Origin of the sequence: Halomonas sp. A11-A, assembly GCF_003182195.1 — a bacterium.
Classification (GTDB): domain Bacteria; phylum Pseudomonadota; class Gammaproteobacteria; order Pseudomonadales; family Halomonadaceae; genus Halomonas; species Halomonas alkalicola.
Window position 1 is genome coordinate 66927 of the sequence record NZ_QGTM01000004.1, and the last position, 17251, is coordinate 84177.

Consider the following 17251-nt stretch of genomic DNA (forward strand, 5'->3'; position numbering starts at 1 on the left):
TGATCAGTACGAGCCACTGGTGGCGCCGTCGCCGTTGGCTTCCTCGGCCTCCAGGCGCTTGGCCACCTCGGCGGCCTTCTGCTGGAAGTCCTCGGGCTTGTAGCCGGCGTCCTCCAGGGCCTGGGCCACCTCGGGTGGCATGTAGTTCTCGTCGTGGCGGGCCAGCACCTGGTCGGCCTTGATGTAGCCGCCCTGCTGCAGCTCGCCCACCACCACCACGCCCTGCCCCTCGCGGAACAGGTCGGGCAGGATTCCGCTGTAGTGAACCCGCACGTCTTCGACGTAGTCGGTCACGGTGAACTCCACATCGAGGCTATCGGGGTTGCGCACCACGGTGCCCTCCCGAACCATGCCGCCGGCGCGGATCTGCCGTTCATAGGGGGCATCCCCGGCGGCGATCTGCACCGGGCTGAAGAAGAGGTTGATGTTGGCGCGCAGGGCATAGAGGGTCAGGCCCACGGCCACGGCCGCCAGCGAGATCAGCCCCAGGATGACGTAGAGCTTCTGCTTGCGCTTCGGTGTCAGGCTAAGAGTCATGGCGATTACCACCCGTGTGATGTGAAACTCCAGCCATGTCGCTCTGGTTGGCGCCCAGGCGCTCCTCGCGCCGCACCCGACGCTGCAGGCTGCGCAGCAGCTGGCGGCGCTCGGCGCAGGCGTGCAGGATGATCGCCACCAGCAGTGCGCCGGTCACTCCCCAGGCGGCCCAGACGTAGGGGGCATGCCCCCCCATGGCAATAAATTCGTTGAAGGATTCGAAGGCCATCAGCGCTCCTCCCCGGCCAGGTCACGCACCCAGCGCTTGTTGGACTCGCGGCGCAGGATCTCGCTGCGGGTGCGCATCAGGGTCAGGGCAATGAAGAAGCTGTAGAAGCCCAGCACCATGATCAGCAGCGGCGCCCACATCTCCATGGGCATGCCGACGCGCCCGGTGATGGTGAAGGTGGCCGGCTGATGCAGGGTGTACCACCAGTCCACCGAGTACTTGATGATCGGGATGTTGATCACCCCCACCATGGCCAGCACCGAGGCGGCCCGGGAGGCGCTGTCGCGGCTCGTGAAGGCGCTGCGCAGGGCGATTACCCCCAAATAGAGGAAGAGCAGGATCAGCATCGAGGTCAGGCGGGCGTCCCACATCCACCAGGTGCCCCAAGTGGGCACGCCCCACACCGCGCCGGAGAAGAGGGACACGAAGGTCATGGCCGCGCCCAGCGGTGCCATCATGGCGGCGGCCATGTCGGCCACCTTAATCTTCCAGACCATGTAAACCAGGCCACACACCGCCATGCTGACGAAGATCGACTGGGCCAGGAAGGCCGAGGGCACATGGACATAAATGATGCGGAAGCTGTTGCCCTGTTGGTAGTCGGCGGGGGCAAAGGCCAGGCCCCAGACAGTGCCGGTAAGGATCAGCGCGGCCGCGGCGAGCCAGAAGAACGGCTGCAGCCTGGCCCCGATGGCGTAGAACCACTTGGGGGAACGCAACTTGTTAACAAAGGCCCACATGCTTCTTCCACCTCTCAACCGTTGATGCTGATACGCAGTGACGCCGCGATGGCCCAGGGGGCCAGCATCAGCGCCAGGGCCAGCAGGGCGCCCAGGATAGCCAGATGGGCGACAGCTCCGTCGCCGAGGATTGCTGCCTGCACCGCACCGGCGCCGAAGATCAGCACCGGGATATACAGCGGCAGTACCAGCAGCGACAGCAGAACGCCGCCGCGGGAGAGGCCCACGGTCAACGCCGCACCGATGGCGCCGATCAGGCTCAGGCTGGCGGTGCCCAGCGCCAGCGAGAACGCCAGGGTCAGGTAGCTGCCGGCCGGCAGCGACAGCATGACCCCCAGCACCGGCGCCATCAGCGCCAGGGGCAGGCCGGTCAGCAGCCAGTGCACCACCACCTTGGCCAGCGCCAGCATCGGCAGCGGCTGCGGCGTCAGCAGCAGCTGTTCGAGGGAGCCGTCGTCGTAGTCACCGCGGAACAGGCTGTCCAGGGAGAGCAGCGCCGCCAGCAGCGCCGCCACCCACAGCAGGCCCGGGGCGATGGTGGCCAGCAGCTGCGGATCCGGCGAGATGCCGATCGGAAACAGGGTGATCACCAACGCGAAGAACACCAGCGGATTGAGCACCTCGCTGCGCCGGCGCATCAGCAGTACCAGGTCGCGCCTTAGGGTCGCCCAGAGTGCGACCGCCAGACCACTGCCAGGTTCCCCAGGTCGTGCGCCGCGGCTGCGGCTCTCGGCGGCCGCCAGCCGGGTTTCAGAGCCCGCCATGCGACTGCCCTCCTCTGCCCAGGCACAACCGGCGCAGCTCGGCGGTCTGCCTGAGCTCATGGTGGGTGGTGACCAGCACGCAGCCGCCGGCGCGGGCATGCTCGATCAGCCGCTCCTCCAGCGCCGCCACGCCGTCGCGGTCGATGGCGGTGAAGGGCTCGTCCAGTACCCACAGCGGGCGCGGCGTCAGCTCCAGACGCGCCAGCGCCACCCGACGCTGCTGCCCGGCGGAAAGCTGCCCGGCGGGGACGTCCTCGAAGCCCACCAGCCCCACCGACTCCAGGGCGGCCAGGCGCGCCGCCTCGTTGCCGCGCTCGCCCGCCAGGGCCTGGTACCAGGTCAGGTTCTCCAGCGGCGTCAGGGCCGCCTTTACCCCCGGGGCATGGCCCAGGTAGAGCAGGCTCTCAAGGAAGGCCTGGCGCGATTCACGCATCGGCGCACCGTTCCAGAACAGCTCACCCTGATAGTCGGCGAGCTGGCCGGAGAGGATCTTGAGCAGCGTGGTCTTGCCGCTGCCGTTGGGGCCTTCGACGCGAACGATCTCGCCGGCGTGGATATCCAGTTCGAGATCCTCGAAGAGCCAGCGATCATCCCGCTCACAGGCCAGCTTTCGGGCTTGCAGGCTCAGGGCCAAGGCACACTCCGGGATGGGTAATTTGGCTCGAGACTCTACACGGAAAGCGGTTTTGCTGCCAGATTCCCGGCTGCGTCAGCCGGTCGCGGTTGACCGGGGTCAAGCCTCCTGGCGATGCTCTCCCCTTGCGTGATCGGGCGGCCCTGCTATGCTTGCCAAATACTGTATATGCCGACAGTATCCGGCCGACAAGGCTGACGACAGGAGACCCACGCCATGCCCGAGGTCAACGCCCAGTTCCTTCTTCGCCGCCCCAACCTACCCCTGGCCGAGGCCTGGGCCCTGCTCGACGGCGCGGACGCCGCCGACGACCACCTGGTTGAGGTGCCGCTGCTCGGCAGCGTCTCGGCGGGCCTTCCCATCGAGGCCTGCCTGGACAGCACCAGCATCCGAGTCCCCCGGCGCATGGTGCGTCGCAACACCTATGCGCTGCGAGTGCGCGGCGACTCCATGATCGATTGCAACATCTTCGACGGGGATGTGATCATCATCGAGCGCCAGGAGAGTGCCGAGAACGGCGAGACCGCCGTCGTGATGATCAACAATCAGGAGGTTACCCTGAAGAAGCTCTATATCGACCGCGCCGGCGTGCGCCTGCAACCGGCCAACGAGCGCATGGCGCCGATCTTCCTGAAGAACAGCGACATCCAGGTGCTGGGGCTGGTGATGGGCGTCGTGCGCCAGGAGGAACTAGCCGCCTGATGCGCTACCCCGTCCCCGACCTGCCCGGCGGCACCTGGCAGGAGAGCGAGCTGGAGGTGGAGAGGAGCCGCTTCATTACCTGGCTGTGCCACGCCCCCGACGCCGCCGCCTTCGAGGCGCTGCTGGCCGAGGCCCGGCGACGCCACCCTGCGGCGAGCCATCACTGCAGCGCCTTCATCGCCGGCCCGCCCGGCGAGCAGGCCGCCATCGGCTTCTCCGACGACGGCGAACCCGGCGGCACCGCCGGGCGCCCCATGTATCAGGTACTGCAGGGCTCGGGGCTCGGCCAGGTGGGCTGCGTGGTGACCCGCTACTTCGGCGGCACCAAGCTGGGCACCGGCGGCCTGGCCCGCGCCTATGCCCAGGCCGTGACCCAGGGCCTGGAGAGCCTGCCCCGCCGCGAGGTGGTGGAGCGCGACCCGCTGCGCCTGCGCCTCGACTTCGCCGGCGAGGCCGAGGCCCGCGGCTGGCTAGCCAGCCGGGAGATCCCCGTCGAGGCCGCCGACTACGGCGCCGACGGCGTCGTGCTCACCGTCGGCTGGCCCAGCGACCAGCCCGTTGACCTCGCCGCCCTCCAGTCGCGCCTGCGCGGCCGACTCGCCCTCGTCGAGGAGTGACTCCGCGGGCCAGCGCCGAGCGCGGCTCAGCGCGTCAGGCGGCCCCGGGAAAAGCTGCCCAGCGCCACCTCGTAGGAGCGCTGGATATGGTCATCCATCAGGGCGCGCGCGCCCCGGGCATCGCGCTCGAGGGCCAGCGCCACCAGCTCGTCATGCTGGGCATCGAGCACCCGGCGGACCTCCGGCGCCTCCGGTGCCAGGCGGCGGTAGCGGTCGAACTGGTCGTGGAGCTGCTCGACGAAGCGCAGCAGCCAGGCCGAGCCGCAGGGCGCGACCAGAGTGCGATGAAAGCGCCCGTGTAGGCGCTCCCACTCATCGCCACTCTCCGGCGCCTGGTCGGCGCGCTTCAGGCGATGGGCCGCGGCGAGCAGTTCCGACTCCCACTCGGCATCGCCCCGGGCGATCGCCCGCTCCAGCGCCATGCCCTCCAGCTCGCGGCGCATCCCGGCGATGTCGTCCAGTTCGTCGCGCTCCAGCCTGGGCACGCGAAAGCCGCGCTGATTCTCCTGGATCAGCAGCCCGTAGGCCGCGAGACGGTTCAGGGCCTCGCGCAGCGGGCTCAGCCCGACGTCGTAGCGCGCCTTGAGCGAGCTGATCGCCACCTTCTCCCCCGCCTCGAACCGCCCGTTGACCAGGTCCTGCCGCAGGGTGTCGTAGATGCGGCTGGATGTGGTCATGCGTCCCTTCCGTTTAGGTATGGCCATTTCCCCTCCTCGACGTCCGCTCCCGTCAACCCTTGACGCTCCTCTCCGCGCCGCCCTATAGTCTCTCAGACAATATAATCGATTTTTTATCGCAAAGACGACCAATGGGAACAAAAGCCATCGACTGCCCTGCCATCGCATCACCGGGGGCGACCCCTTGAGCGCCCCCGACAAGGCGACCCTGGGCGCCCTCTTCTGGGCCTTCACCCGCATCGGGCTGCTCGGCTTCGGCGGCGGGCCGGCGATGATACCGCTGGTCCAGCAGGAGGTGGTCAAGCGCCATGCCTGGCTCACCGACGAGGAGTTCGCCGACATTCTCGCCATCGGCAACACCCTGCCCGGGCCGATCGCCACCAAGATGCCCGGCTATATCGGCTACCGGGTGGCTGGTCTGCCGGGCTGCCTGATCGCCGTGCTAGCGGTGATCCTGCCGATGATCGTCGCCATGATCCTGCTGCTCGGCCTGTTCAGCCGCTACCGCGACGTGGACTGGATCCGCGGCATGGGCCAGGCGGTCGTCCCGGTGGTCATGGTGATGATGGCGCAGCTGACCCTGGACTTCTGGAACAAGTCGCGCCTGGCGCTGGGCTGGGGGATCAGCCTGGCCATGGCGGCCACGGCGGGGGGGCTGATCTACCTGATGGGCCTCCATCCCGGCTGGGTGGTCGGGGCGCTGCTGGCGGCGGCCCTGCTGCGGCCGACCAATACCGCCGAGGAGGCCAGCCGATGACCTACTGGGAGCTGTTCCTCGCCTTCTTCATCCCCAACATCATCGGCTATGGCGGCGGGCCGGCGATCATCCCGCTGATCGAGGCCGAGGTGGTGGGCCGCTATGGCTGGATGAGCGCCCAGCAATTCGCCGAGACCCTGGCGCTCGGCAACGCCCTGCCCAGCCCCATCGCCACCAAGATGGCCGGCCAGATCGGCTACGAGGTCGCCGGGGTCGGCGGGGCCCTGGTGGCGGTGCTGGCCACCGTGGTGCCCTCTCTGCTGCTGATGCTCGGCGCCCTGGGGTTGCTCTACCGCCACCGCGACTCGCCGCGGGTGAAGCGCATGAGCCAGTGGGTACGCCCGGTGATCGCCATGATGATGGCCTGGCTGACCTGGAGCTTCTTCAGTGAAGGGATCAACAGCGCCGGCCTGCTACACACCCTGCTGATCGGGGCCACCGCGGCAATCGCCCTGCTGAAATACCGCACTCATCCGGCCTTCGTGATACTGGGCGCACTGGTCTATGGAGGGCTCTTTCTCGGGTGAGCACCGCCCGACGCCTGTCATCGACAACGCCATACAAGACCCGACACGGGAACACGCGCTCACACCCTTGCCGCCGGCGGCGTCGCCTTTTCGGCCACCGCCCAGGCCGACTATCCCGAGCAGGATATTCGCCTGGTGATTCCCTTCGGCCCCGGTGGCGCTACCGATATCATCTTCCGGCTGATCTCCCAGGAGGCCAAGCAGCACCTGGGCAAATCGATCGTGCCGGTCAACATGGCAGGGCCGGCGCCACCCTGGGCTCGCGCAACGCCAAGGACGCGCGGCCGGACGGCCACACCCTGCTGGGCAGCCACGACACCATCGCGCTCTCCAAGCTCGCCGGGACCGTGGACTACTCCTAAGACGCCTTCGCGCCACTGACCGATGCGATCGACTTCGCCATGTTCCACCTCTCCTCTGGTGGCGCCTTCTTCGAGGATGGCACCTTCCGCCCCCCCGGGGGTCGCGCATCCGGAGCGCCTCGACGGCCCATCCAACGTGCTGACCCTGGCGCTGGGCATCCTCGGTGATCTTCTCGCTCTATCAGGACCTCAAGATGTTCGAGCACTTCGCCCCCGGCGGCCGGGCGCCAAGCTGGCCTATGCGGACGGCCTGCACTACATCACCGAGGCAGACGCCATGGGGCCGAGAGTCTCGAATAGCGATGCTCGGCTCGCGATGGCGGACGGCGCCTGAATGGGCGCCGTCCGCCATTGGAAGGCACCCTCGTGCCGCACCAGCAGGTCGCACAGCGCGGGCACCAGCTCCACCCTGGTGCAAAACGGATACGTGACCCTTCCGAGTGATACCGATGCGGGGAAGATAAATCTTTCAAAGCAGGGATAATCGATTATCTGGCATGCCGCTTGCTAACTGATGGGTGTAAAGGATGTTTCACCAACCCATCAATAGGTAACGTCATGTCTCTGTCACGTCGCAAGTTTCTCACCACGGCCGCAGCCTCCTCCACTGCGGGTCTGATCCTCGGTGCGCCGGCCATTGCTACTGCCCAGTCTCCCAGGACCTTCAACTGGCGCATGACCAATGCCTATGGGCCGGGCTCCCCCTTCTATGTCGAGGGTCCCGGCAGTCCTACGGACATGATCAAGAAGATCCACACCATGTCGGACGGCCGCCTGAACATCCAGCACTTCGCCGCCGGGGAGCTGATTCCAGCCTTCGAGGGCTTCGAGACCGTGCAGTCCGGCACCATCGAGATGAATGCCGCAAATAGCTACTTCTGGTCCGGCACCACCTTCGCCGCCCAGTATTTCACCACGGTGCCATTCGGCATGAGCTACATGGGCCATATGGCCTGGCTGTTCCATGGCGGCGGCCTGGAACTTTGGCAAGAGGTCTACGAGCCCTATGGTCTGATGGCACTGCCACTCAACAACACCGGCGTACAGATGACCGGCTGGTTCCGCGAACCGATTGAGGACCTCAGCCAGCTCAATGGCCTGCGCATGAGGATCCCCGGTCTGGCCGGCCAGGTCTACGCCGCGCTTGGCGTCGATGCCCGTGTCCTGCCGGGCGGCGAGATCTTCCCCGCCCTGGAGCGCGGCGTGATTGATGCCGCAGAATTCGTCGGCCCCTATCAGGACCGACGCCTGGGCCTGCAGAACGCCGCCAGCTACTACCACACCACCGGCTGGCATGAGCCCGCCACGACCGGGGAACTGCTGATCTCCAGGTCCCACTGGGACAGCCTCCCGGATGATCTGAAGATGATAGTCCGCACGGCCTGCATGGCCTCCTGCCTCGACAGCCTGGCCTGGTCGGAAGCGGTGAATGGTGAGGCGCTGACCGATCTGGTGGAAAACCACGGGGTCACCGCTCTAGCCCTGCCCGACACGGTGGTGAGCGCACTGCGTGAAGCAACGCTCGACACCCTGGCCACCGAAGCCAACGCGGATCCGCTGGTGCGCCGGGTTCACGACAGCTACATGGCGTTCAAGGCCAACCACGACCGCTGGGCCGAGGTCAGTGAAGGACCCTGGCATGCATCGATCCGGAGAGCCTGAGATGAAAGCCGTGGAACGTGCGATCCGCGGGCTCGAGGCGACGGTCCGCCTGTCCGGTTGGATCGCCGCCTGGACCTGTGTCGTCCTCGTCCTGCTGGTCGCCGGCGACGTGTTCATGCGCTACCTATTCCGGGTCGGCGCCGTCTGGCTGCAGGAACTGCAGTGGCACCTTATCTCCCCGATCGCATTGTTCGGCATGTCCTACGCCCTCTACTCCGGGGAGCAGGTACGCGTGGACGTGTTCTACGAGCGCTTCCCCGATGCGCTGAAACGCACCATCGAGGTGATCGGTGGCTTGCTGCTGCTAGGCATCGCGCTCTATGCCGCCTGGCTGACCCTGCCTTGGATCGCCCAATCCTGGGCGCGCAATGAGGGGTCACCGAATCCAGGCGGGCTACCCTGGCGCTGGGCACTGAAATCCTTCATTCCGCTCGGTTTCCTGCTGCTTGCCTTGCAGAGCTTGGCGCATGCGCTGCGCCATGGCTTTGGTCTTCCTCCAAGAGGTAAATGATCGATGTCTCTCAATGAGTGGCTCGCGATCGGTATGATCGGGGCTTTCTTCGTGCTGCTGCTGATCGGGTTACCGGTCGGTATCGCCATCGCCGGCACTGCCTTCGTCTTCGGCTATATCGGCTTCGGCCCCATGCTGTTCAACCTCCTGCCCTCCCGTATCTACGGGGTGGTGACGAACTACACCTTCATGGCGATACCGCTGTTCGTCTTTATGGGGGTGATGCTAGAGAAGTCGCGACTCGCGGAGGAGCTGATCGACGTGGTCGGCCATCTGTTCGGCGGCGTCTCCGGGGGCATGGGGGTGGCGATCATCGCCGTGGGGGTACTGCTCGGTGCCGCCACCGGCATCGTCGGGGCCACCATCGTCACGTTGGGGCTGCTGACGTTGCCGACTCTGCTGCGCCGCGGTTACCCCAAACCATTGGCGACCGGGATGATCTGCGCCTCAGGCACCCTGGGCCAGATCATTCCGCCAAGCCTGGTGCTGATTCTTCTGGCAGAGATCCTCGGCGAGTCGGTAGGTACCATGTTCGCCGCGGCGATGGTGCCTGGCCTGACCCTGGCGGCGGTCTATGTCTTGGCCATCCTCGGCCTGGCCTCTCTGCGCCCGGCGCTGATGCCGCCGATTCCCTTGGAGGAGCGTACCGCACTGTCGCGCGGCGCACTTGCTCGCAAGGTGGTACTGGTGGTCGGCCCTCCGGTCGGCCTAGTGATCGCCGTGCTGGGCTCTATCATTGGTGGCATCGCCGCGCCTACCGAAGCGGCAGCCATGGGAGCCCTCGGTGCGGTACTGTTCGTCGCCCTTTCCGGCCGTCTGACCCTGGCGCTGCTGGCGGATGTCGCCAAGTCCACGCTGCTCATCTCAGCCATGGTGTTCTTCATCCTAATCTGTGCCCAGGTGTTCGGCCTGGCATTTCGCGGCCTGGGCGGCGAGCACCTCGTCGCTCGCATGTTCGACTGGGTACCGGGCGGCGTTACCGGTGCGCTGCTGTTCATGCTGCTGTTGATGTTCATCCTCGGCTTCTTCCTCGAGTGGATCGAGATCACCTATATCGCCCTTCCCCTTTTCCTGCCGTTTTTCGTGCAAATGGGCGTGGACATGGCCTGGATGGGTATACTCATCGCCTTGATCCTGCAGACCTCCTTTTTGACGCCGCCCTTCGGCTGGTCGCTGTTCTTCCTCAAGGGGGTGGCATCCAAAGAGGTGAGCACCCTGGATATCTACCGGGGGGCACTACCCTTCATCGCCCTGCAGTTCCTGGCGGTGGGACTGGTATTCCTGTTCCCGGCCATCGCTACCTGGCTACCGGCCGCCATCGGCTGGTGAACCCACCGAACGGAGACGAGTTTCGATGATCCATACCCGGCGCAGTTACGGCGGCATGTGTGTCGCCCCACACCACCTGGCAGCAGAAGCCGGTCGCGATGTGCTCAGGGCCGGCGGCAACGCCGTGGAGGCCATGGTCGCCGCTGCCGCCACCATTGCCGTGGCCTACCCTCACATGAATGCCATCGGCGGCGACGGCTTCTGGCTGATCCACGAACCCGGACAACCGCCGGTGGCGATCGACGCCTGTGGCGCCGCTGCAGGGCTCGCCACGCCAGCCTTCTACCGAGGACATGACACCATACCCGAGCGCGGGCCCGCGGCGGCCCTGACCATGGCCGGGACCGTGGGAGGGTGGGACAAGGCCCTAAAGCTTGCCGGTCGCTGGGGCTCGGCCATGCCGTTGCCCGACCTGCTGGCCGATGCCATTCGCCATGCCCGAGAGGGCGTGGCCGTCTCCAGAAGCCAGCAGCAGCTCACCGCCAGGCACCAGTCTTGCCTGTCACTGAGCCCCGGCTTCAACGAGACATTCCTGATCGATGGCCAGGCACCCCACGAGGGGGAGCGGCTGCGCCAGCCACGCCTCGCCACGACCCTCGAGCATCTCGCATCGGCGGGCCTCGCTGACTTTTATCGTGGGGAGCTGGCCGCCAGCATGGCACATGACCTGGATGCCGCCGGCAGCCCGCTACGCCGGGACGACTTCAGCAGTTACCGTGCCCGGCAAGTCGCGCCACTCGAGGTCAGTCTCGCGGACGTCACCCTGTATAACCTGCCGGCGCCGACCCAGGGTGTCGCCTCGCTGATGATCCTCGCGCTCTATGAACGGTTGAGGGTTGCCGAGGGCGAGAGCGTGGAGCACATCCACGGCCTCATCGAAGCGACCAAGCGGTCCTTCCTCCTCCGCGACCGACATGTCACCGACCCCGAGCGCCTACCCGAGCCGCTCCAGGGCCTGCTGGATGCGACGCACCTGGACCGCGAAGCCGCCCAGATCGACATGCACAAGGCCCTGCCATGGCCCCATGAGCCGGCCCCGGGGGATACCATCTGGATGGGCACCGTTGACCGCGAGGGGCGGGCGGTAAGCTTCATTCAGAGCATCTACTGGGAATTCGGCAGCGGGCTTGTGCTCCCGGAAAGTGGTGTGCTGTGGCAGAATCGCGGCATCAGCTTCTCCCTGGACTCCGACTCCCTCCGCGGGCTGGGCCCCGGACGCAAACCGTTCCATACCCTCAATCCGGCGCTGGCGCGCTTTCATGACGGGCGAACCCTGGTGTACGGCACCATGGGCGGCGAGGGCCAGCCCCAGACACAGGCGGCGGTGTTCTCGCGATATGCCTTCCACGGAATGTCGCTCCAGGCTGCGGTTAGTGCACCTCGCTGGCTGCTGGGCCGTACCTGGGGTGAGGGCAGCACCAACCTCAAGCTAGAGTCACGCTTTCCCGAACGTACCGTTGCCGCGCTGCGCGCGGCGGGGCACGATGTGGAGGTGCTCCCGGAGGCCTACAGCGACACCATGGGCCATGCCGGGGGTATCGTGCACCACCCGGACGGCCTGATCGAAGGGGCCCATGACCCGCGCAGCGACGGCGGAGCCGCCGGCTGGTGACAACACTCCACGAAGAACTGCGCCCCTCGAGGCGCCGTTGGCGTTGGCATGGGGGTACCGGTGGGCCTCAGCCCAGGTACTTGATCATCACTCCCGCGGCCACCGCCGAGCCGATCACCCCCGCCACGTTGGGCCCCATGGCGTGCATCAGCAGGAAGTTGTGCGGGTTTGACTCCAGCCCCACCTTGTTGGCAACCCGGGCCGCCATGGGCACCGCGGAGACCCCGGCGGCGCCGATCAGCGGGTTGATCGGCATTTTGCTGACCAGGTTCATCAGCTTGGCCATCAGCACCCCGGCCGCGGTGCCGATGGCGAAGGCCACCATGCCCAGCCCCATGATGCCCAGGGTCTCCACCGCCAGGAAGCTCTCGGCCATCAGCTTGGAGCCCACTGCCAGGCCCAGCACGATGGTGACGATGTTGATCAGGGCGTTCTGGGCGGTGTCGGTCAGTCGCTCCACCACGCCGCACTCGCGCATCAGGTTGCCGAAGCAGAACATTCCCAGCAGCGGCGAGGCGTCCGGCAGGAACAGCGCCACCAGCACCAGCAGCGCCAGCGGGAAGACGATCTTCTCGAGCTTCGACACCGGACGCAGCTGCGTCATGGTGATCTCGCGCTCCTTCTTGCTGGTCAAGAGCTTCATGATCGGCGGCTGGATCATCGGCACCAGCGCCATGTAGGCGTAGGCGGCCACGGCAATGGCACCCAGCAGCTCCGGGGCCAGCACGCTCGACACGTAGATCGAGGTGGGGCCGTCGGCGCCGCCGATGATGCCGATGGCGGCGGCCTGCTCGATGGAGAAGTCCATCCAGCCCATGGCCGACAGGCCCACCGCGCCGAACACGGTGGCAAAGATACCGAACTGCGCCGCCGCGCCCAGGAACAGGGTGCGCGGGTTGGCCAAGAGCGGCCCGAAGTCGGTCATCGCCCCCACGCCCATGAAGATCAGCAGCGGGGCGATGCCCGAGGCGACCGCGACCTGGTAGAAGGTGTAGAGCAGGCCATCGCCGTAGCCGACGTTCATGGCCACGTCCTTGGCGGCACGCAGCTGGTCCGGCGAGGCGCCGTTGTCGACCAGCGCCTTGAGGGTGGCCCGCCAGGCCTCCTCGCCGGCCAGCGGGTCCAGGGTCGCTCCCAGCGCCATGGCCATCTGGTGGAGCACCGCGGGGCGCGCCACCTCGATGGCCTGGTCCAGGGCCGAGATGGCCAGGCCCGCCTCGGGAATGTTGGCCAGGATGCCGGCGAAGCCGATCGGCACCAGCAGCAGCGGCTCGAACTTCTTGGCGATGGCGAGGTACAGCAGCCCCAGCCCGACCAGGATCATCACGGCCTGGCCCGGGGTCAGGTTGTAGGCTCCCGAGCCATACCAGAGGGTTACCAGCTTATCCATGGTGAGGCCCCTTAGAGCTCGATGAGGACGTCACCGACGGCGACGCTGTCGCCCTCGCCGACCTTGACCGCGGAGACGGTACCGGCGCTCGCCGCACGCACCTCGGTTTCCATCTTCATGGCCTCGAGGATGATCACCACGTCGCCCGCCTTGACCGCATCGCCCGGGCGCACGTTGACCTTGAAGATGTTGCCGGCCAGCGGCGCGCTGATCACCTCGCCGGTGGCGGCCGGCGCGGCCTCGGCGGCGGGCTGGGCGGCAGCGCCCTGCGCCTGGACGTCGGCGATCTCGCCGCCCTCGGCGACCTCGACCACGTAGGCCTTGCCGTTGACCTTGACGGTGTAGGTCTCGGGGCCGGCCGGCGCGCCTGCGCTGACGGCCGGCGCCCCGCCCTTCTGTGCGGCGGCCGGCAGCTTGGCAGCGGCCTCCGGTGCCTGGGGCGCCGGCTCGAAGGCGTCGGGGTTGTCGCGGTTCTTGAGGAACTTCAGGCCAATCTGCGGGAAGAGCGCATAGGTGAGCACGTCATCGATCTCGCGCTCGCCCTCGGCCAGGCGGATGCCGTCGGCCTTGGCCTTCGCCTTGAGCTCCTTGGTCAGCGCATCCATCTCCGCCTCGAGCAGGTCGGCGGGGCGGCAGGTGATGGGCGCCTTGCCCTCCAGCACGCGGGCCTGCAGCTCCTTGTTGAAGGGGGCAGGCGCGGCGCCATACTCGCCCTTGAGCAGCGCCTGGACCTCCTTGGAGATCGACTTGTAGCGCTCTCCCATCATCACGTTCATCACCGCCTGGGTGCCGACGATCTGGGAGGTGGGGGTGACCAGAGGGATGAAGCCCAGGTCCTCGCGCACCCTGGGGATCTCCTGGAGCACGTCGTCGAGCTTGTCGCCGGCGCCCTGCTCCTTGAGCTGGCCTTCCATGTTGGTGAGCATGCCGCCCGGCACCTGGGCGATCAGGATGCGCGAGTCGATGCCCTTGAGTGAACCCTCGAAGGCGGCGTACTTCTTGCGCACCTCGCGGAAGTAGGCGGCGATCTCCTCGAGCAGCTCGAGGTCCAGGCCGGTGTCGCGCTCGGTGCCCTGGAGGATCGCCACCACGGATTCGGTGGGGCTGTGGCCGTAGGTCATCGACATCGACGAGATGGCGGTGTCGACGTTGTCGATGCCCGCCTCGGCGGCCTTGACGATGGTCGAGGTGGAGAGGCCGGTGGTGGCGTGGCACTGCATGTGGATGGGGATCTCCACCGCGGCCTTGAGCTTGGTGACCAGCTCATAGGCGTCATAGGGCTTGAGCAGGCCGGCCATGTCCTTGATGCACAGGGAATCGGCGCCCATGGCGGCGATGGTCTTGCCGAGCTCGACCCAGCCGTCCAGGGTGTGCACCGGGCTCACCGTGTAGGAGAGGGTGCCCTGGGCGTGGCCCTCGACGTTGCGCACCGCCTGGATGGCGCGCTCCAGGTTGCGCGGGTCGTTCATGGCATCGAAGACGCGGAAGACGTCGACGCCGTTGGTCTTGGCGCGCTCGACGAATCGGTCCACCACGTCGTCGCCGTAGTGGCGATAGCCGAGCAGGTTCTGGCCGCGCAGCAGCATCTGCTGGGGGGTGTTGGGCATGGCCGCCTTGAGCTCGCGGATACGCTCCCAGGGATCCTCGCCCAGGTAGCGGATGCAGGCGTCGAAGGTGGCGCCGCCCCAGGACTCCAGCGACCAGAAGCCGACGCGGTCGAGCTTCTCGGCGATGGGCAGCATGTCATCGAGGCGCAGGCGGGTGGCGAACAGCGACTGGTGGGCGTCACGCAGGACGACGTCGGTGATACCGAGCGGGCGAGCGGTGTCAGTCATTGGCTTGACCTTGTCGTAATAGTGAAGGGGAAGTCGGGAAAGCGGGGAAGCCGGCGTCAGCGGCGATGGCGCTGACGGTAGCGATGCAGGGCGGCGCCGATCACCGCCATCAGCTCGTCATCCTGGCGGGGGGACGCCGGCGAGCGAGCGGGCGTGGCGGCGGGCGCGGGCGGCTCGGGGGCGAAGCGCCGGATCACCAGCGACATCAGGGTGGTCACGATCACCAGAACGGTAAGAAAAACAAAAACGAAGCCCATGCCGAGCCCCATCAGGGCCAGGCCCTCCTCCAGCAGTTCCACATCCTGCATGCCGTGCCTCCGTATCAATCGTCAGCCACCGTGCCGCCAACACTCAGCAAGATAGCGTCTTGCGCAAATTTTCCGATGGTATAACCTGCCACACTCCCGTCAGATTGCAATGAGGGCATGGTGGAAGTCAGCGTTGTTAATTTACTACAAGACTGTAGCGGACGGCTCGGACTGGCGCCCATGGAAGGCGTCATCGACGCCCATACCCGTGACCTGCTGACTCGCCAGCCGGGCTTCGACTGGACGGTGACGGAGTTCGTGCGCGTCGTCGATGCCCGGCTGCCGCCGCGGGTCTTCCACAAGCACTGCCCGGAGCTGCTCGGCCCCAGCGTCACGACCCCGAGCCGGATACCGGTCCATCTTCAGCTGCTGGGCTCCGACCCCGCGACCCTGGCCGCCAACGCCTCCCAGGCGCTGAGCCTCGGCGCCGTGAGCCTCGACCTGAACTTCGGCTGCCCGGCCAAGCTGGTCAACCGCCACGACGGTGGCGCCTCGCTGCTGCGCGACCCGCGCCGCGTCTATGCCGCCGTGTCCGCCGTGAACGATGCCGTGGGCCACGCGATCCCGGTCACCGCCAAGGTCCGCCTGGGCTTCGCCGACAGGCGCCTGGCGCTGGCCTGCGCCCTGGCCGCCGAGGCCGGCGGCGCGCGCCAGTTGGTCGTCCACGCCCGTACCCGCAACGAAGGCTATCGGCCCCCGGCCCACTGGGAGTGGATCGGGCGCATCCGCTCTCGCCTGTCGATCCCGGTCGTCGCCAATGGCGACATCTGGACCCTCGAGGACTACTGGCGCGCCCGCACCCTCTCGGGCTGCCGCGACGTGATGATCGGCCGCGGCGCCCTGGCCGACCCCTGGCTGGCCCCGCGCATCCGCCACTGGCAGCTCACCGGCGAGCGCCTGCCGGCGACGCCCTGGGCGGCGCGGGCCGAGATCCTGACCCGCTTCGCCGAGCTTCAGCGCAGCACGCTTCCCGAGCGGGTCGTGGCCTCCCTGATCAAGCAATGGCTGAATCACATGCGCGTCAGGGACCCGGAGGCCGCCCGCCGCTTCGAGCGCCTCAAGCGGATCAATGACCTGGAGGCTCTGCTGGAGGGGCTGGCGACTCGGGAGGAAGCCGCAGGTGCCGCGGCAGGCGCATAAGCCGTAAACAAGCCATAAACCATAAAAAAGAGGCGCACGTCGCAATGGCGACGGCGCCTCAAACGATCGCGGAGTCACGCTCGAACTCGGGCGACTCCGGCTAGCAGAAAACGAAGGGGGCGACCCCGGAAAGCAGAAGACCCGCCCTCCTGAGAGGACGGGTCCAGATCTGGCGCGCCCGGGAGGATTCGAACCTCCGACCACCTGATTCGTAGTCAGGTACTCTATCCAGCTGAGCTACGGGCGCGTGGTGCGATGATTAGCGTGATCGCCATCACGTGGAAATGTTCTGAAGTGGCGCGCCCGGGAGGATTCGAACCTCCGACCACCTGATTCGTAGTCAGGTACTCTATCCAGCTGAGCTACGGGCGCCCTGTCTTCAATAGTGTCGACCCTATGATTGCGAGACCTGAGCCTTGCGGTCATGGCGGAGAGGGAGGGATTCGAACCCTCGATGAGGCTATAAACCCCATACTCCCTTAGCAGGGGAGCGCCTTCAGCCACTCGGCCACCTCTCCCTCATCGACACGGGGCGTATCCTACCGTTTATGAAGCGCTTTGTCCAGCGACACTCGTCTCTTTTTTCGGACGCGGGATCAGTCATCGTGGCCGGAGGTGGCCTCCTCGCCCTTCTCGCGCTGGATGCGCTGGTAGATCTCCTCGCGGTGCACGGCGACGTCCTTGGGGGCATTGACGCCAATCCGGACCTGATTCCCCTTGACGCCCAGCACCGTCACGGTGATGTCATCTCCGATCATCAGGGTCTCGCCGACTCGGCGGGTCAGGATGAGCATGGCTGATCTCCTTCTCAGGCTTGTTCTGAAACTCGGCGGCAGCGGCTTGTTCGCCGCGGGAAACACACCGAGTCATTATGTGGCACGGCGTCGTCCGTGACCAATTCGGCAGCCGATGACACCT

At 66.8% G+C, this 17251-nt stretch carries 19 protein-coding genes and 3 tRNA genes; 9 read left to right on the forward strand and 13 right to left on the reverse strand.

The window, feature by feature from the left end:
• Positions 1-3: 3 nt before the first annotated feature.
• Genes ccmE through ccmA form a run of 5 tightly spaced genes read right to left on the reverse strand, consistent with a single transcriptional unit; the run spans position 4 to position 2904 of the window.
• Positions 4-525 carry a cytochrome c maturation protein CcmE gene (gene ccmE / locus DER72_RS04795; RefSeq protein WP_110068980.1) on the reverse strand — a complete coding sequence of 174 codons (522 nt, stop codon included), beginning with the start codon at positions 523-525 and terminating at the stop codon, positions 4-6.
• 1 nt (position 526) lies between these two features.
• Positions 527-766, reverse strand: coding sequence for a heme exporter protein CcmD (ccmD, locus tag DER72_RS04800; protein WP_110068862.1), 240 nt, complete (start codon positions 764-766; stop codon positions 527-529).
• A complete protein-coding gene (locus tag DER72_RS04805) occupies positions 766-1506 on the reverse strand; it encodes a heme ABC transporter permease (protein WP_110068863.1) in 741 nt (246 codons plus the stop codon). Before DER72_RS04805 ends, ccmD begins: the two co-directional genes overlap by 1 nt.
• Before the next feature lie 14 nt (positions 1507-1520).
• Positions 1521-2270 carry a heme exporter protein CcmB gene (gene ccmB / locus DER72_RS04810; protein WP_258306198.1) on the reverse strand — a complete coding sequence of 250 codons (750 nt, stop codon included), beginning with the start codon at positions 2268-2270 and terminating at the stop codon, positions 1521-1523.
• Complete coding sequence (gene ccmA / locus DER72_RS04815) at positions 2257-2904, reverse strand: cytochrome c biogenesis heme-transporting ATPase CcmA (protein ID WP_110068864.1); 648 nt, start codon at positions 2902-2904, stop codon at positions 2257-2259. The genes ccmB and ccmA overlap by 14 nt, the downstream gene beginning before the upstream one ends.
• Positions 2905-3120: 216 nt before the next feature.
• On the opposite strand from ccmA, the gene lexA reads away from it, so the two are divergent.
• Positions 3121-3606 (forward strand): transcriptional repressor LexA, encoded by a 486-nt coding sequence (gene lexA / locus DER72_RS04820; protein ID WP_110068865.1) that lies wholly within the window; start codon positions 3121-3123, stop codon positions 3604-3606.
• Entirely contained in the window at positions 3606-4223 is a 618-nt protein-coding gene (locus tag DER72_RS04825; RefSeq protein ID WP_110068866.1) for a YigZ family protein, read from the forward strand. The genes lexA and DER72_RS04825 overlap by 1 nt, the downstream gene beginning before the upstream one ends.
• Positions 4224-4249: 26 nt before the next feature.
• Here the strand turns inward: DER72_RS04825 and DER72_RS04830 are convergent, their stop codons facing one another.
• Entirely contained in the window at positions 4250-4900 is a 651-nt protein-coding gene (locus DER72_RS04830; RefSeq protein WP_258306199.1) for a GntR family transcriptional regulator, read from the reverse strand.
• Between the two features lie 184 nt (positions 4901-5084).
• On the opposite strand from DER72_RS04830, the gene DER72_RS04835 reads away from it, so the two are divergent.
• The 6 genes from DER72_RS04835 (at position 5085) to DER72_RS04865 (ending at position 11660) form a co-directional block, all read left to right on the forward strand.
• Positions 5085-5657, forward strand: coding sequence for a chromate transporter (locus DER72_RS04835; RefSeq protein ID WP_110068868.1), 573 nt, complete (start codon positions 5085-5087; stop codon positions 5655-5657).
• Entirely contained in the window at positions 5654-6184 is a 531-nt protein-coding gene (locus DER72_RS04840) for a chromate transporter (protein WP_110068869.1), read from the forward strand. The genes DER72_RS04835 and DER72_RS04840 overlap by 4 nt, the downstream gene beginning before the upstream one ends.
• 920 nt (positions 6185-7104) lie before the next feature.
• Positions 7105-8208 carry a TRAP transporter substrate-binding protein gene (locus DER72_RS04850; RefSeq protein ID WP_110068870.1) on the forward strand — a complete coding sequence of 368 codons (1104 nt, stop codon included), beginning with the start codon at positions 7105-7107 and terminating at the stop codon, positions 8206-8208.
• A gap of 1 nt (position 8209) precedes the next feature.
• Positions 8210-8719, forward strand: coding sequence for a TRAP transporter small permease subunit (locus DER72_RS04855; protein ID WP_110068871.1), 510 nt, complete (start codon positions 8210-8212; stop codon positions 8717-8719).
• A 3-nt stretch (positions 8720-8722) separates the two neighbouring features.
• Entirely contained in the window at positions 8723-10048 is a 1326-nt protein-coding gene (locus tag DER72_RS04860) for a TRAP transporter large permease subunit (protein ID WP_110068872.1), read from the forward strand.
• A gap of 25 nt (positions 10049-10073) precedes the next feature.
• A complete protein-coding gene (locus DER72_RS04865; protein ID WP_110068873.1) occupies positions 10074-11660 on the forward strand; it encodes a gamma-glutamyltransferase family protein in 1587 nt (528 codons plus the stop codon).
• A 67-nt stretch (positions 11661-11727) separates the two neighbouring features.
• Here the strand turns inward: DER72_RS04865 and DER72_RS04870 are convergent, their stop codons facing one another.
• From DER72_RS04870 to DER72_RS04880, 3 genes are read right to left on the reverse strand one after another with little or no spacing between them, the layout of a single operon-like run.
• Positions 11728-13050: a sodium ion-translocating decarboxylase subunit beta gene (locus DER72_RS04870; protein WP_110068874.1), complete on the reverse strand. Its 1323-nt coding sequence runs from the start codon at positions 13048-13050 to the stop codon at positions 11728-11730.
• 11 nt (positions 13051-13061) lie between these two features.
• Positions 13062-14885, reverse strand: a complete 1824-nt coding sequence (gene oadA / locus DER72_RS04875) for a sodium-extruding oxaloacetate decarboxylase subunit alpha (protein ID WP_110068875.1) — start codon at positions 14883-14885, stop codon at positions 13062-13064.
• 56 nt (positions 14886-14941) lie between these two features.
• A complete protein-coding gene (locus DER72_RS04880) occupies positions 14942-15193 on the reverse strand; it encodes an OadG family protein (RefSeq protein ID WP_110068876.1) in 252 nt (83 codons plus the stop codon).
• Positions 15194-15373: 180 nt separating this feature from the next.
• Here DER72_RS04880 and DER72_RS04885 point away from each other — a divergent pair, with 180 nt between their 5' ends.
• Positions 15374-16333: a tRNA-dihydrouridine synthase gene (locus tag DER72_RS04885; RefSeq protein ID WP_110068877.1), complete on the forward strand. Its 960-nt coding sequence runs from the start codon at positions 15374-15376 to the stop codon at positions 16331-16333.
• Positions 16334-16503: 170 nt separating this feature from the next.
• Here DER72_RS04885 and DER72_RS04890 read toward each other — a convergent pair.
• The 4 genes from DER72_RS04890 to csrA form a co-directional block, all read right to left on the reverse strand.
• A tRNA-Arg gene (locus DER72_RS04890) sits at positions 16504-16580 on the reverse strand.
• A gap of 48 nt (positions 16581-16628) precedes the next feature.
• Positions 16629-16705, reverse strand: a tRNA-Arg gene (locus DER72_RS04895).
• Positions 16706-16758: 53 nt separating this feature from the next.
• Positions 16759-16851: transfer RNA gene (locus tag DER72_RS04900), tRNA-Ser, on the reverse strand.
• A gap of 78 nt (positions 16852-16929) precedes the next feature.
• On the reverse strand, positions 16930-17127 hold the full coding sequence (csrA, locus tag DER72_RS04905) for a carbon storage regulator CsrA (protein ID WP_110068878.1): 198 nt from the start codon (positions 17125-17127) through the stop codon (positions 16930-16932).
• Positions 17128-17251 lie beyond the last annotated feature (124 nt).